We start from the raw sequence: 13,816 nt of genomic DNA, 5'->3' as shown, positions 1-13,816 counted from the left end.
CATGGGGTTGCGAGAGCGGAAGGTCGTGGCGTCGGACGCGCCCGTCCCGGACGGTGTCGCGGACGCGGGGACGGCGCCCCCGGCGGGCGAGGTGGAGCGGCTCGCCGCCACCGGCGCGGAGGTCCTCGTCACGCTGGAGACGGACGCGCGGGAGCCCGATCCGGGGCTGCTCGCCGCCGTGTCCGTCTACGCGTGGCTGGGCGCGGCGCTGTTCCGCGTGCCGGAGTCGCAGGCGGACGGCGTGCGCCAGGTACTGGACATGGTGGCGTCCATCCAGGGCGTGCGGCCCCCGGCCGTCGCGCGCCGGGGGCTCGCCTGACCCGCTAACCCCGGAGGCGGTGCCAGGGGCCGGTGATCGCGAACGTGGCGCCCGGGTCGGACTGCCGGTTGGCGAACAGGATGCGGCCGTCCGGCGAGAACGTGACGCCGGTGAACTCGCTGTCGTTGAGGGCGTTGCGGGCCATCGCGAACGGCTTGTTCTTCCGCGTGGTGCCGATGAGGTACTGCTCGCCGTCGCCGTCCTCGGCGAGGATCACGCCGCCGCCGTACGGGGAGACGGTGATGTTGTCCGGTCCGTCGAAGCGGCCGCCCGGCTTGAAGATGAGCTGGAGCTCGATCTCGTTGCGGCGCGGGTCGTACGTCCAGACCTGGCCCGCGTGGTCGCCCGCCGCGCCGTCGGACTTCTTCGAGTAGCTGCACACGAAGTACGCCTTGCCGTGGCCCCACCAGGCGCCTTCGAGCTTCTGGCTGCGCGTGACCGTGTCGAACTGCTTGCGGGTGGACGTCGCCGCCGCGGACGGGTCCGGGACGGGCAGCCACTGGGCGCGCAACCGCGTGCCGGGCTCGGTGACGAGCGACAGGTCGGGCACGCCCTGGACGTTCAGCGCCTCCAGCTTCCCGCCCTCCTGGTAGGCGTGGTGGGCGCCGCGGTGGGCGCGCGGGGTGAACCGGTAGAGCAGCCCGAACGGCTTGGACGCGTCCTCGGTGAGGTAGGCGGTGAGCGTGTGCGGGTCCACGGCGACGGCCTCGTGCGCGAAGCGGCCGAGCGCGGTCAGCGGCACCGGCTTCGTCTTCTTCCCGTACGGGTCGACCTCGAAGACCCAGCCGTGGCTCTTGGTCTGGCCGGTGAAGCCCTCGGTCTCCTCGCAGGTCAGCCACGTCCCCCAGGGGGTGCGGCCGCCGGCGCAGTTGGTGGCCGTCCCGGCGAGGCTGACGTACTGCGAGACGAGGTTGCCGTCGCGGTCGACCTCCAGCGTGGTGGTGCCGCCGTTGGCGGCCGGGTCGTAGGTCAGCGCGGCGGGCGCGACGGCGCGGGTGCCGTTGTTGCTCTGCTCGTGGTTGCGGACGAGCAGCGAGCTCCCGTGCTTGCCGCCGTGCCCGTGGCCGTGACCGCCCTGCACGGGGAACGTCGCCGTCCCGTCGTGGTGCCCGGGGACGACCACGCCGTCGGAGATCGGGTCGCCCTCCACCGACAGGGTCTTGTACGAGAAGCCCTTGGGCAGGTCCAGGACGCCCTTCGGGTCGGGGATCAGCGGGCCGTAGCCGTACGCCTCTCCGGTGTCGGCGCCCGCGGAGGTCTGGAAGATTCCGTCCAGGCTTCCGGCGAGCGCGATGGACAGCGCGCCGGCCGCGCCGCCCTTGACGACTCCGCGACGGGTCACGGACATGGGCACTCCTTCACGTGAGGACATCACGCGGGAGCCTGGTCGCCGCCCCTGAACCGGCGGTGAACGAGCACCGGCGGGGCGGCAAACCCCCAGGACAATCTTGATTCAACGGACAAATGGAACCGCGATCCCAGCGTTTTCGGACGGCCCGCGCGGTCCACTCGGCGGTCTGCTCACAGGTAGCGGCGCTGGGACTTCCGGGCGTCGTCGTAGCGGGCGCGGGCCGCGCGGGTGTCGTCCAGCTCCGCGACCTCGGCGACGGGGACGTCCCACCACGCCTCGCTGTCCGGCGCGGGGACGAGCGGGTCGGTCTCCACGTGCACGACCGTCGTCCGGGACGAGGCGATCGCCGTCCGCAGCGCCTCGCGGAAGCTCTCGGCGTCGTCCGCGCGGAGGACGTCCGCGCCCAGGCTGGCGGCGTTGGCGGCGAGGTCGATCGGGAGGACGTCGCCGTCCAGCCCGGTGGCGGTGCGGGCCCGGTAGCGGGTGCCGAACCGCTGCGCGCCGACCGACTCCGACAGGTTCCCGATCGAGGCGTAGCCGTGGTTCTGCACCAGGACGACGACGAGCTTCACGCCCTCGGCGACGGCGGTGGCGAGCTCCTGCGCCATCATCAGGTACGAGCCGTCGCCGACCAGGACGAACACCTCGCGGTCGGGCGCGGCCATCTTCACCCCGAGCCCACCGGCGATCTCGTAGCCCATGCAGGAGAAGCCGTACTCGACGTGGTAGCCCTTGGGGTCGCGGGCGCGCCACAGTTTGTGCAGGTCGCCGGGCATGGACCCGGCGGCGCAGACGACCACGTCCCGGGGCCCCGACTCGGCGTTGACGATCCCGATGATCTCCGCCTGGGCGGGCGGGACGCCGTGGCCGGGGGCGTAGGCGTCGTCCACGACGGCGTTCCAGTCGGCCGCGAGGACGCGGGTCCTGTCCCGGTGCTCGACCGGGACCTCGTAGCCGCTCAGGGCCGCGTTGAGCGCCCGGATGCCCTCGCGGGCGTCCGCGACGACGGAGACGCCGCCGAGCTTCACCGCGTCCGGACGGGCGACGTTCACGTTCACGAACTTCACGTCCGGGTCGGCGAACAGGCTGTGGGACGCGGTCGTGAAGTCGCTGTACCGGGTGCCGATGCCGATCACGACGTCCGCGTCGCGGGCCAGCGCGTTCGCGGCCGTGGAGCCCGTCGCGCCGACCGCGCCGACCGCGCGGTCGTGGTCCCAGGGCAGCGCGCCCTTGCCCGCCTGCGTCTCCGCGACCGGGATCCCGGTGCGCTCGGCGAAGGCGCGCAGCTCGTCGGTCGCCCGCGAGTAGATCACCCCGCCGCCCGCCACGATCAGCGGGCGCCGCGCCGTCTGCAGGACGGCGGCCGCCTCGTCCAGCGCGGCCGGTTCCGGGACCGGACGCGCGATCCGCCACACGCGGGGCTCGAACAGCTCGTCCGGCCAGTCGTACGCCTCGGCCTGCACGTCCTGCGGCAGCGCCAGGGTCACCGCGCCGGTCTCGGCCGGGTCGGTGAGCACGCGCATGGCCGCCATGAGCGCGCCGGGCAGCTGCTCCGGACGGTTCACGCGGTCCCAGTACTTCGACACCGGCTTGAAGGAGTCGTTGACCGAGACGTCGTAGGAGCGGGCGTCCTCCAGCTCCTGGAGCACCGGGTTGGCGCGGCGCGTCGCGAAGACGTCGCCCGGCAGCAGCAGGACGGGCAGCCGGTTGATCGTCGCCAGCGCCGCCCCGGTGACCATGTTCGTCGCGCCGGGGCCGATGGACGTCGTGCAGGCGAACGTCTCCAGCCGGTCGTGCATGCGGGCGTATCCGGCGGCGGCGTGCACCATCGCCTGCTCGTTGCGCGCCATCAGGTACGGGAGGTCGGCGGAGCGCTCCAGCAGCGCCTGGCCCAGCCCGGCGACGTTGCCGTGCCCGAAGATCCCGAAGCAGCCCGCGAAGAAGCGGCGGCGCTCCCCGTCCCGTTCGGAGTGCTGCGCCGCCAGGAACCGCACCACGGCCTGCCCGACCGTCAACCTCATGATCGTCCCTCCGCCGACGTCAGGGGCAGCCGGGGGTCGACCGGCTGCCCGTCCCAGGTGCCGCGGATCCAGGCGTGCGCGGGATCGTCGCAGATCCGCCACGCCCGCTCGGTCCCCGGCCCGGCCATCACGTTCAGGTAGTACAGGTCGTGCCCCGGCGCGGCCATCGACGGGCCGTGCCAGCCGTGCGGGATCAGGACGGCGTCGCCGCCGCGCACCTCGGCGAGCACGTCGATCGGGCGCTCCGCCGTCCCGTAGACGCGCTGGTACGCCATGCCCGCGTCGCCCGCGACCTCGAAGTAGTAGACCTCCTCCAGGACCGACTCGCCCGGACGGTCCTCGTCGTGCTTGTGCGGCGGGAACGACGACCAGCACCCGCCGGGCGTCAGGACCTCGCACGCGATCAGCTTCTCCGCGAACGGGAAGCCGTCCGGGGTGCCGAAGTTGTTCACCTGGCGGCTCGCCGCGCCCGCGCCGCGAAGTTCGACGGGGACGTCCTCGGCCGGGACGTGGCGTGGCTGGAGGCGCGTCTCGCAGCGGGCCCCGGCGAGCGCGAACCGCCCCCGGCCGCGCAGCCGGACGCGGGCGTCGCGCGGCACGTAGGCGAAGTCGGTGACCCGGCTGAACACGCTGTCGCGTCCCGCCAGCGCGAACCGCTCGCCGTCGCACTCGACCGTCCCCGACCCGGCCAGCGGCAGCACGATCGTCTCGAACTCGCCCGTGTCGAACTCGTGGACCCCGCCGTCGTCCGGCAGGGTCAGGACGCGCAGCGCCGAGTAGCCCCATCCGGCCGATTCGGGCGTCACGATCAGGTCGTACGTGTCGTCGCCCGCCGTCCCGGCGGGCAGATAATGCTTCACAACACCTCCACTGCGGCGTCCACGGCGGCGGCGACGTCGCCGTCCGCGGGGTAGAGAAGGGAGCGGCCGACGACCAGGCCGCGGACGGTCGGCAGCCGCAGCGCGCGGCGCCAGCCGTCCAGGGTCCCGCGCGGGTCGGCGGACACCTCGCCGCCGAGCAGCAGCGCCGGAAGCGTCGACGCGGCCATCACGCGCTCCATGTCCTGGACGACCGGCACCTTCAGCCACGTCCGCGCCGACGTCGCGCCGAGCCCGGACGCGACCGACACGGCCCGGATCATCGCCTCCGGCGACAGGTCGTTGCGGACGCGCCCGTCGATGCGGCGCGAGATGAACGGTTCGACCATGGCCATGAGCCCATACCCCGCGAGCGCCGTCACGGCCCGCGCGCAGCCTTCCAGCGTTCGCGCGGTGGCGGGGTCGGAGTCGTCGACGCGGAGGAGCATCTTGCCGCCGTCCAGGCGGGACGCGGCGATCGCGTCGGCGTCGTAGGCGGTGAAGCGGTCGTCGATCTCGAACGACGTCCCGGCCAGGCCGCCCCGGTTCATCGAGCCGATCACGACCTTGCCGTCCAGGACGCCCAGCAGCAGCAGATCCTCGATCACGTCCGGCGTGCCCAGCACACCGTCCACACCGGGGCGCTCCAGCGCCACGCACAGCCGTTCGAGCAGCTCGCCGCGGTCGGCCATGGCCAGCGGGTCGGACCCGGCGGCGAGCGCGCCGCGGGCCGGATGGTCGGCGGCGACGAGCATGAGCCGCCCGGACGAGCCGAGCAGCTCGGCGCGCTTCGTGCGTTGTCCGGCCGCCTCGGCGATGGCGCCGGGACGGAGCGCGCGGGTCTCGGCGAGCCCGGCGACCCGGTCCGCGTTCTTGGCGAGGGTCTTCGTGTGGGGGGCCTTCGTGTCGGGGTTCACGCGGGGGTCCCCCGTCCCATCAGCGCGGTGACCTCGGCCTCGTCCGGCATGGCGTCCGCGCAGGAGAGGCGGGACGCGACGATCGCCCCGGCCGTGTTCGCGAACGACATGATCCGCGGCAGGTCCCAGCCGGACAGCAGCCCGTGGCACAGCGCCCCGCCGAACGCGTCGCCCGCGCCGAGCCCGTTCACGACCTCGACCGGCACCGGCGGCGACTCGGCCGTCGCGCCGTCCGCCGCGACGGCGAGGACGCCCTCCGGGCCGCGCTTGACGACGGCGAGCCGCAAGCCCCGGTCGAGCAGCGCCCGCGCCGCCCGCTCCGGGTCGCGCTCCCCGACCGCGACCTCGCATTCGGCGAGGTTGCCGACGGCGACCGTGGCGTGCCCGAGCGCCTCGCCCGCCCAGCGCCGCGCCTCGTCCGCCGACTCCCAGAACATGGGCCGGTAGTCGAGGTCGACGACGGTGATGTCGGCGCCGCGGCGCAGGCCGAGGGCGGCGAGCGTCGCCGTCCTGGACGGCTCGGCGCACAGCCCGGTCATCGTCGTCCACAGCACGCGGGCCGACTCGATCGCCGGACGGTCCAGCTCCTCGGCCCGGATCTCCAGGTCGGGGGCCTTCGGGAAGCGGTAGAAGTACAGCGGGAAGTCGTCCGGCGGGAACAGCTCGCAGAACGTGACGGGCGTCGGCAGGCCGGGGACGTCCGCGACGAACCGGTCGTCCACCCCGAACTCGCCGAGCGCGCGGCGGACGAAACGTCCGAACGGGTCCGCGCCGGTGCGGGTGACGACGGCGGAGCGGCGGCCGTACCGGGCGGCGGCCACCGCGACGTTGGTCGCGCTGCCGCCGAGGAACTTCCCGAACGACTCGACCTCGTCCAGCCCCACCCCGGACTGGAGCGGATACAGGTCGACGCCGACCCGTCCCATCGTGATGACGTCGAACACGGTGCTTCCCGCGCTCATCCGGCTCCCGTCGCTCATGCCGGTATCCCGGCGAGGTAGTCGACGCAGGCTCGCACGTCGCCCGCCGGTCCCGCGCCGGGGGCGGGCTCGTGGTCGATGACGGTGTCCTGCTCCAGGACGTACCAGCCGTCGTACCCGGCGCCTTCGAGCGAGCCGATGATCGCCGCGATGTCGATGTCGCCCGCGCCGAGCGGCCGGTAGATCCCGGTCCGGACGGCGTCGGTGTAGCGCACCTCGCCGCGCTGCACCTCGTCGGCGAGCGCGGCGTCGACGTCCTTGAGGTGGACGTGCGCGACGCGGCCGGCGGCGCGGGCGGCGAGCGCCACCGGGTCGACGCCGCCGATCAGGAGGTGCCCGGTGTCCAGGCACAGCGGGACGCCGGAGCCGTCGAGGACGCGCTCGACCTCGTCCGCGCGCTCCACCATCGTCCCGACGTGCGGGTGCAGGACGGCGCGGACGCCCGCGTCGGCGGCGAGCGCGGCGATCCGGTCGAGGTTGGCGAGCAGGGCCGTCCATCCGGCGGCGTCGAGCGCGGGGCGCTCGTCGTAGCCGTCCAGGCCGTGGGCGGCCGCCAGCACGAGCGTCAACCCCGGATTGGAACGTTCCACACCTCCCGCGCTTTCCACGCCTTCCGCGCCGAACCCGGACAGGACGCGCCGCACCTCCGGCAGCGGGTCGCGCTCCGGGTCGTGCAGCACGACCGGCGCGAAGCCGCCCACCGGACGGAGCCCGTGCGCGGCCAGCAGCGCGGCGCGCTCGGCGGCGTCCGCCGGGAGGAAGCCGTCGGGGCCGAACTCGGCGGCGGCGAGGCCGAGGTCGCGCATCTCCGCGAGCACCCGTCCCGGCTCCATCTGGTGCCCCCAGCCGGGCACCTCGCACACTCCCCACGAGATCGGGGCGGCCGCGACGCGATCTCTGATCATCTGCTCACTCCCCAGGCGGCTTTGTCATGACATTAGGAGGTAATAAGTTAAGCACACGGACGGCGGTACGATCGTCCCGGACGAGAGGAGGCCGCCGCGTGTACCGACCCCGGGTGGCCGTGGACCGGACCAGCCCCGTGCCGCTGTACTACCAGCTCGCCCAGCAGTTGGAGGCGGCGATCCGGGCGGGCGAGCTGACCCCCGGCACCCGGCTGGAGAACGAGGTCGAGCTGGCGGACCGCTGCGGGCTGTCGCGCCCCACGGTACGGCAGGCGATCCAGCATCTCGTGGACCGCGGGCTCCTGGTCCGCAAGCGCGGCGTCGGCACGCAGGTGGTGCAGTCGGAGATCCGCCGCCCGATCGAGCTGACCAGCCTGCACGACGACCTCCTCGCCGCCGGGCGGGAGCCGCGCACGTCCGTCCTCGAACTCGGCCCGGCGACGGCCGACGAGCGGGTCGCGAAGGAGCTCGGGGTCCCGGCGGGCGCCGAGGTGGTCCGGATCCGGCGGCTCCGCCGCACCGGCGACGAGCCGCTCGCGCTGCTCACCAACTACCTGCCGCGCGACCTGATCGCGCTCACCGCGGACGACCTCACCGAGCACGGCCTCTACGAGCTGCTCCGCGGCACGGGCGTCAACCTGCGCATCGCCAACCAGACGATCGGGGCGCGCGGCGCGACGGCCGCCGAGGCGCGGCTGCTGGACGAGCGGCGCGGCGTCCCGCTGCTGACCATGACCCGCACCGCCTACGACGACAAGGGCGCCGCGATCGAGTACGGCACGCACGTCTACCGCGCGAGCCGCTACTCGTTCGCGCTCACCCTCGTCGAGCGCTGAACCCGGCGGCGGCTAGGGCAGGACGCGGGCGACGAGGTCGGCGACGCCGCCGTCCGCGCACGTCCCGACCACGACGTCGGCGGCGGCCCTCACCGCCTCCGCCGCGTCGCCGACCGCCGCGCCGAGCCCGGCCGCGCGGATCATGTCCAGGTCGTTGGGGTTGTCGCCGATCGCCGCGACCCGGTCCAGCGGCACGCCGCGCGCGGCGGCCAGCTCCCGCAGCGCCGCGCCCTTGGACGAGCCCTCCGGGAGGACCTCCAGGTAGTTGGCCTCGGAGTGGACGAGCGTGACGCCGGAGACCGTCCGGGTCACGGCGCGTTCGGCCGCGTCCATCAGCCCGGGGCCGTCGCAGATCAGCATGACCTTGATGACGTCGGCGGGCGGCAGCTCGTCCCAGGACCCGACGGGCAGCAGGCCGAGGCCGTCGCGGCGGGCGTAGTCGCGCAGCGCGGGCGCCGCCGCCACGTCCGCCGGGCGGGCGTAGGCGCGGCCGCCGCTGAACGGGACAGGCCAGACGCCGCCGGGCAGGTCGCCGAACCCGTCCGCCAGCTTCGCCCACGCCGCCGCGCCGAGGGTCCGCCGGTGCAGGACGTCCCCGGTGCCGAGGTCCACGACGCGGGCGCCGTTGTAGAGGATCGACGGGGTGCCGGGGCCGAGCGCCCGGTAGTACGGCAGCGCGGACTCCTCGCCGCGTCCGGTGGCGATGACGACCGTGCCGCCCGCGTCCATGAACCGGCGCAGCGCGGCGTGGCTCGCCGCCACGATCGTCCCGTCGCGCTCGACGAGCGTGCCGTCGAGGTCGGTGACGATCCAGTCGACGGCGCGGGTCACCTGCCCGCGCCCATCGCGGTCAGCCCGGCGACCTCGGTCATCACCGACCCCGCGAGGTCGAACCCGGCGACGCAGGCCAGGTAGCCGGGGGCGTCCCAGTCGGGGTCGCCGTCCCGCCCGCCGAGCGGCAGGTAGGTGCCGCCCGCCTGCCGGACGAGGAGGAGCGCGGCGGCGACGTCCCAGGCGTTGATGGACGGGTCGAACGCCACGTCCGTCCATCCGGCGGCCACGTGGGCGAGGGTGAGCGCGGCGCTGCCGGGCCTGCGGAGGGTGGCGAACGCGTCCACCATCCGGCCGAAGCGGCGGAGCGTCTCGTCGCGGTCGCCGCCGCTCAGGTCGGCCGCGCTGGGGTAGGACGACGCGGCGACGGCGGTCGCGTCGCCGGTCGCGCCCCGGCTCTGGATCGGCTCGCCGTTGCAGGTCGCGCCGTCCAGGGAGGCGGTGAACATGTCGTCCCTGACCGGGTCGTAGACGACTCCGGCGACCAGCTCGCCGTCCGCGACGGCGGCGATCGAGACGCAGAAGAACGGCAGCCCGACGGCGAAGTTGGCGGTGCCGTCGATCGGGTCGACGTACCAGCGGACGTCCGGGTGCCCGTTCGCCCCCCGGCCGCCGCGAGCGCCGCCCTCCTCGCCCACGACGACGCTGCCGGGCGTGTGCTCGGCGAGCACCGCGCGGATGGTCTCCTCCGCCGCCCGGTCGTGCTCGGTGACCGGGTCGTGGAAGTCGCGCTTGACGTCGACCTCCGGGCGGGACCGGAACGCGGTCCGCAGCGGGCCGCCGGCGGTGCGGGCGGCGAGCTCGGCGATCCCGGCGAGTTCCCGCGAGGCGGGCACGTCGGCGTTCATTCGTCTCCTTCGGTCACGTTGGCGGGCCTCGGGCGGGGCCCGGGTCAGAGTTCCGCTTCGGCGTAGTCGCCCGGGGAGAACTCGATCCTCGGCTGGGACCGCTCCAGCAGGTCGAACGCCTCCGGAACGGACGATGTCCAGCCGATGGCGTCCCAGATCTTCGGACGGGCGAAGTGCTGCTCGGTGAGGCCGCGCATCAGCTCGCGGAGCGGGTCGTACACGCCGGTCGGGTCGAGGATCACGACGGGCTTCTCGTGCATGGCGAGGACGCGGGCCGTCCACACCTCGAACAGCTCCTCCAGCGTGCCGATGCCGCCGGGGAGGATGAGGAACGCGTCGCTGCGGCGGTCCATCTCGCCCTTGCGGGCGCGCATGTCGGGGGTGACGATCAGCTCGTCGTTGTCCTCGTCGGAGATCTCGACGGCGACGAGGCCCTCCGGGATCACGCCGACGGTGCGGGCCCCGCCCTCCCGCGCCGCGCGGGCGACGGCACCCATGCACGACACCTGGGCGCCGCCGCTGACCAGGCTGTGCCCGCGGCGGGCCAGCTCGGCCCCGGCCTCGGCGGCGAGGTCGACGTGGCGGCGGTCGATCGTCCCGCTGGAGGAGCAGAAGACGCAGACGGCGAGGGGTTTCGGTGCGTTCACCGGGCCGATTCTACGACCCGGTGAACGCACCCTCCCGGCGTCAGTGCCCCGTGTCAGTGCCTGGCGTCAGTGCCCGGCCAGGTCGCGGCGGCGCAGGCCGGCCAGCCCCACGGCGGACAGCGCGGCGGCGATCGCCGTCAGCCACGCGAGCGGCGCGATCGTGAAGTCCTGCCCGAGCTTCGGGACGTGCGTGAACGGCGACACGTCCAGCGCCCATCGGCTGAGGTCGAGCCCCGCCCCGAACATCGTGATCAGCGTGAACAGCCCGACCGCCGCCCAGGCGGCGGGCGCGAGCCGCGGGACGGCCCCGAACAGCGCGACCGCGATCGCCCCGGCCAGCCACACGGCGGGCAGCTGCGCCATCGCGGCGCCGAGCACGCGCGGGAGCTGGCCGCCGACGTCGCCGCTGTTCAGGCCGTGCGTGATCCCGGCGGCGGCGCCCGCCACGGCGAGCGCGGCGGCGGGCCCGAGCGCCGCGAAGACCAGGTGCCCCGACGCCCATCTGAGCCGTCCGGTCGCGGTGGCGAGCAGCGGCTCGGCGCGCTGCGCCGCCTCCTCCGTGCGCAGCCGGAGCGCGGCCGTCACCGAGTACGCGGCGACGATCAGCCCGACGATGCTCAGCACGGAGGCGAAGTAGGCGTCGGTGATGGCGGACTGGCCGCCGAGCCGGGTGAATATCTCCTTGAGGTCGGGGTTGTCCTTGACCATGTCCTCCACGCCCCCGGCGAGGGCGCCGAAGACGACGCCCAGCGCGAGGAACCCCGCGAGCCACCCGTACAGCGCGCGGCTCTGCAGCCGCCAGCCGAGCCCGAACGCGCCGGACAGCCGGGCCGGGGCCTCGGCCGGGCCGAGTCGGGGCGGCAGGATGCCCGCGCCCACGTCCCGCCGCGCCGACAGCGCCCCGGCCGCCGCGACCAGGACGGTGATCAGGGCGACGACCAGGGCGAACGTCCACCAGCGCTCGCCGCCGTAGGCGCGTGCCCGGTTGGTCCAGCCGAACGGGGACAGCCAGCCGAGCCAGGACAGGGAGTTGCCCGCGCCGCCGACGTCGGCGGCCATCCGCACCGCGAACGCGCCGCCGAGCGCGGCGATCGCCGCGCCGCGCGCCGCGCCCGCGCTCTCGCCGAGCTGCGCCGTGACGCCCGCGACCGCCGCGAACACGCAGCCGCCCGCCGCGAGCTGCAGGCCGAAGGCGAGTGACCCGGCGAACGGGAGGCCCTGGGCGGTCGTCCCGGCGGTGAGCAGCGCGGCGAGGACGAGGTTCGCCGCCATCGTCACGATCAGCGCGGCGGCGAGCCCGGCGCCTCGCCCGGTCACGGTCGCGCCGAGCAGCTCGCGGCGTCCGGCCTCCTCCTCGGCCCGGGTGTGCCGGACGACCGTCAGCGCGCTGATCAGCCCGACCACGACCGGGATGAACCCGGAGCGCTGCGCGACGATGCCGCCGAGGTCGGTGCTGAACAGCCGCCCGTAAAGGGCGAGGAAGGTGGGGTTCGTGCCGGTCGTCCGCGCGTAGTGGAGCCGGTCGACGGCGTCCGGGTAGAGCTTGTCGGTCGCCGCGACGAAGTTGACCGGGATCAGCGCGATCACGACGACCCAGCCGGGAAGCAGGAACCGGTCCCGCCGCAGGATCAGCCTGATCAGCCCGCCCGTCCCGACGAGCCCGCTCATTTGGCGGCCTCCTGCAACTCGTCCTTGTAATGCCGCAGGAACAGCTCTTCCAGCGTCGGCGGACGGCTCGTCAGGCTGCGCACGCCCACCTCGGCGAGCTGCCGCAGGACGTCGTCCAGCCGGGGATTGTCAACCTCGAAGGTGATCGTCGTGCCGTCGATCCGGACGTCGTGCGCGCCGGGCAGCGGCAGCCCGTCCGGCGGCCCGGCCAGCTCCGCGCGGATCGAGGTGCGGCTGAGGTGGCGCAGATCGTCCAGCGTGCCGGTCTCCACCGCGACGCCGTTCCGGATGATCGTCACCCGGTCGCAGAGCGCCTCGACCTCGGACAGGATGTGGCTCGACAGCAGCACCGTCCGGCCCGCCTCGCGCTCCTCCCGGACGCACTCCTGGAAGACCTCCTCCATCAGCGGATCGAGGCCGGAGGTCGGCTCGTCCAGCAGGAGCAGCTCGGCGTCGGACGCCAGCGCGGCGATCAGCCCGACCTTCTGCCGGTTGCCCTTGGAGTAGGCGCGGCCCTTCTTGCGCGGGTCCAACTCGAAGCGGTCGAGCAGCTCGGCGCGGCGGTGCGGGTTCGTCCCGCCGCGCATCCGGCCGAGCAGGTCGATGACCTCGCCGCCGGACAGGTTCGGCCACAGCGTCACGTCGCCCGGGACGTAGGCGAGCCGCCGGTGCAGCTCGGTCGCGTCCCGCCACGGGTCGCCGCCGAGCAGCCGGGCCGTGCCCGCGTCGGCGCGGAGCAGGCCGAGCAGGACTCTGATCGCGGTCGACTTCCCGGCCCCGTTCGGACCGAGGAAGCCGTGCACCTCCCCGGACCGGACGGTGAGGTCCAGGCCGTCGAGGGCGCGCGTCCGGCCGAATGTCTTGACCAGGCCGGATATCTGGACGGGGGGCTTCGTCTCGGTCACCGTCACTCCTCGGCAGGGGGCCGCCCTCCGGCGGCGCGGAGGGCTTTCAGGGCGTCGCGGGCCTGCGCCGACAGCTCCGGGGAGAGCAGCCGGTCGTCGAGGACGTCCAGCATCGCGAGCGCCATCCGCGGATAGCCGTCGCCCATCAGGACGTCGCCGCCGAGGGCGCGCGACAGGTGCTCGTGCAGGACGATCAGGCCGAAGCTCATCGCGGTCATCACGGACGCGTAGGCGTGCGGGTCGTCGGTGCGCGGCGCGGCGATCCCGGGCGCGCCGCGCGCGAGGATGTCCTCGCTGTAGGCGACGGCGTCGTCGAACAGGGTGCGCGCCGCCGGGGAGTCGTCGGCGAGCACGCGGGCCAGGTAGCGCTGGACGGGCAGCGCCGTCCGCATGGCGACGGCAAGGAACCCCGAGTCGCCCATCCCGCCCGCGAGCACCTCCTCCTTCGTCTCGCGGATGACCTGGATGACGTACTCGTCGCAGGTGTGCCGCAGCGCCTCCTTCGTCCCGTAGTGGTGCTGGACGAGCGCGGGCGACACCCCGGCGGCCTTCGCGATGCCGCGGATCGTCGCGCCCTTCTCGCCCAGCTCGGCGAACTGGGCGAGGGCCGCGTCGCGGATGCGGGCGCGGCCGGTCAGGTCCTCGGCGCGGTCACTCCCCGGCATCCGAGACCCCTGTACGAGCGTTCAGCGGACTGTACACACGTACACTGTACTGACGTACAGGCACCG

The 13,816-nt window shown here is 74.4% G+C and carries 14 protein-coding genes; 2 read left to right on the top strand and 12 right to left on the bottom strand.

Annotated elements, in window-relative coordinates; genetic code table 11:
• The first annotated feature begins 1 nt into the window (after nucleotide 1).
• Nucleotides 2-319: a hypothetical protein gene (locus FXF65_RS19015; protein WP_148351303.1), complete on the top strand. Its 318-nt coding sequence runs from the start codon at nucleotides 2-4 to the stop codon at nucleotides 317-319.
• Between the two features lie 4 nt (nucleotides 320-323).
• On the opposite strand, the gene FXF65_RS19010 is transcribed toward FXF65_RS19015, so the two are convergent.
• The 6 genes from FXF65_RS19010 to FXF65_RS18985 all read right to left on the bottom strand — a co-directional run bounded on the left by FXF65_RS19010 (nucleotide 324) and on the right by FXF65_RS18985 (nucleotide 7,350).
• Nucleotides 324-1,667, bottom strand: coding sequence for an alkaline phosphatase PhoX (locus tag FXF65_RS19010; protein ID WP_148351302.1), 1,344 nt, complete (start codon nucleotides 1,665-1,667; stop codon nucleotides 324-326).
• A 173-nt stretch (nucleotides 1,668-1,840) separates the two neighbouring features.
• Nucleotides 1,841-3,691: a 3D-(3,5/4)-trihydroxycyclohexane-1,2-dione acylhydrolase (decyclizing) gene (iolD, locus tag FXF65_RS19005; protein WP_148351301.1), complete on the bottom strand. Its 1,851-nt coding sequence runs from the start codon at nucleotides 3,689-3,691 to the stop codon at nucleotides 1,841-1,843.
• Complete coding sequence (gene iolB, locus FXF65_RS19000) at nucleotides 3,688-4,551, bottom strand: 5-deoxy-glucuronate isomerase (RefSeq protein ID WP_148351300.1); 864 nt, start codon at nucleotides 4,549-4,551, stop codon at nucleotides 3,688-3,690. The genes iolD and iolB overlap by 4 nt, the downstream gene beginning before the upstream one ends.
• Nucleotides 4,548-5,465: a Cgl0159 family (beta/alpha)8-fold protein gene (locus FXF65_RS18995; RefSeq protein WP_342787406.1), complete on the bottom strand. Its 918-nt coding sequence runs from the start codon at nucleotides 5,463-5,465 to the stop codon at nucleotides 4,548-4,550. Before FXF65_RS18995 ends, iolB begins: the two co-directional genes overlap by 4 nt.
• Nucleotides 5,462-6,445, bottom strand: coding sequence for a 5-dehydro-2-deoxygluconokinase (gene iolC / locus FXF65_RS18990; RefSeq protein ID WP_246198930.1), 984 nt, complete (start codon nucleotides 6,443-6,445; stop codon nucleotides 5,462-5,464). The genes FXF65_RS18995 and iolC overlap by 4 nt, the downstream gene beginning before the upstream one ends.
• Nucleotides 6,442-7,350, bottom strand: a complete 909-nt coding sequence (locus FXF65_RS18985; RefSeq protein ID WP_148351299.1) for a TIM barrel protein — start codon at nucleotides 7,348-7,350, stop codon at nucleotides 6,442-6,444. Before FXF65_RS18985 ends, iolC begins: the two co-directional genes overlap by 4 nt.
• 98 nt (nucleotides 7,351-7,448) lie before the next feature.
• Here FXF65_RS18985 and FXF65_RS18980 point away from each other — a divergent pair, with 98 nt between their 5' ends.
• Nucleotides 7,449-8,186, top strand: coding sequence for a GntR family transcriptional regulator (locus FXF65_RS18980; protein WP_246198929.1), 738 nt, complete (start codon nucleotides 7,449-7,451; stop codon nucleotides 8,184-8,186).
• Nucleotides 8,187-8,198: 12 nt separating this feature from the next.
• Here the strand turns inward: FXF65_RS18980 and FXF65_RS18975 are convergent, their stop codons facing one another.
• From FXF65_RS18975 to FXF65_RS18950, 6 genes are all read right to left on the bottom strand, one after another.
• Nucleotides 8,199-9,017, bottom strand: coding sequence for an HAD hydrolase family protein (locus tag FXF65_RS18975; protein WP_148351297.1), 819 nt, complete (start codon nucleotides 9,015-9,017; stop codon nucleotides 8,199-8,201).
• Nucleotides 9,014-9,865, bottom strand: a complete 852-nt coding sequence (locus FXF65_RS18970) for an inositol monophosphatase family protein (protein WP_148351296.1) — start codon at nucleotides 9,863-9,865, stop codon at nucleotides 9,014-9,016. The genes FXF65_RS18975 and FXF65_RS18970 overlap by 4 nt, the downstream gene beginning before the upstream one ends.
• Before the next feature lie 44 nt (nucleotides 9,866-9,909).
• A complete protein-coding gene (locus FXF65_RS18965; protein WP_148351295.1) occupies nucleotides 9,910-10,512 on the bottom strand; it encodes an LOG family protein in 603 nt (200 codons plus the stop codon).
• 66 nt (nucleotides 10,513-10,578) lie between these two features.
• Nucleotides 10,579-12,180: an ABC transporter permease gene (locus tag FXF65_RS18960; protein ID WP_148351294.1), complete on the bottom strand. Its 1,602-nt coding sequence runs from the start codon at nucleotides 12,178-12,180 to the stop codon at nucleotides 10,579-10,581.
• The gene (locus FXF65_RS18955) at nucleotides 12,177-13,085 is read right to left on the bottom strand and encodes an ABC transporter ATP-binding protein (RefSeq protein WP_148351293.1); all 909 of its coding nucleotides are present in this window, start codon (nucleotides 13,083-13,085) and stop codon (nucleotides 12,177-12,179) included. The genes FXF65_RS18960 and FXF65_RS18955 overlap by 4 nt, the downstream gene beginning before the upstream one ends.
• Nucleotides 13,086-13,087: 2 nt before the next feature.
• A complete protein-coding gene (locus FXF65_RS18950) occupies nucleotides 13,088-13,750 on the bottom strand; it encodes a TetR/AcrR family transcriptional regulator (RefSeq protein WP_148351292.1) in 663 nt (220 codons plus the stop codon).
• Between the last annotated feature and the right edge of the window lie 66 nt (nucleotides 13,751-13,816).

It is taken from the genome of Actinomadura syzygii (genome assembly GCF_008085905.1).
Taxonomy (GTDB): Bacteria; Actinomycetota; Actinomycetes; order Streptosporangiales; family Streptosporangiaceae; genus Spirillospora; species Spirillospora syzygii.
Note: the sequence above shows the minus strand (reverse complement) of the source record. Positions and strands in the feature narration are given on the sequence as shown.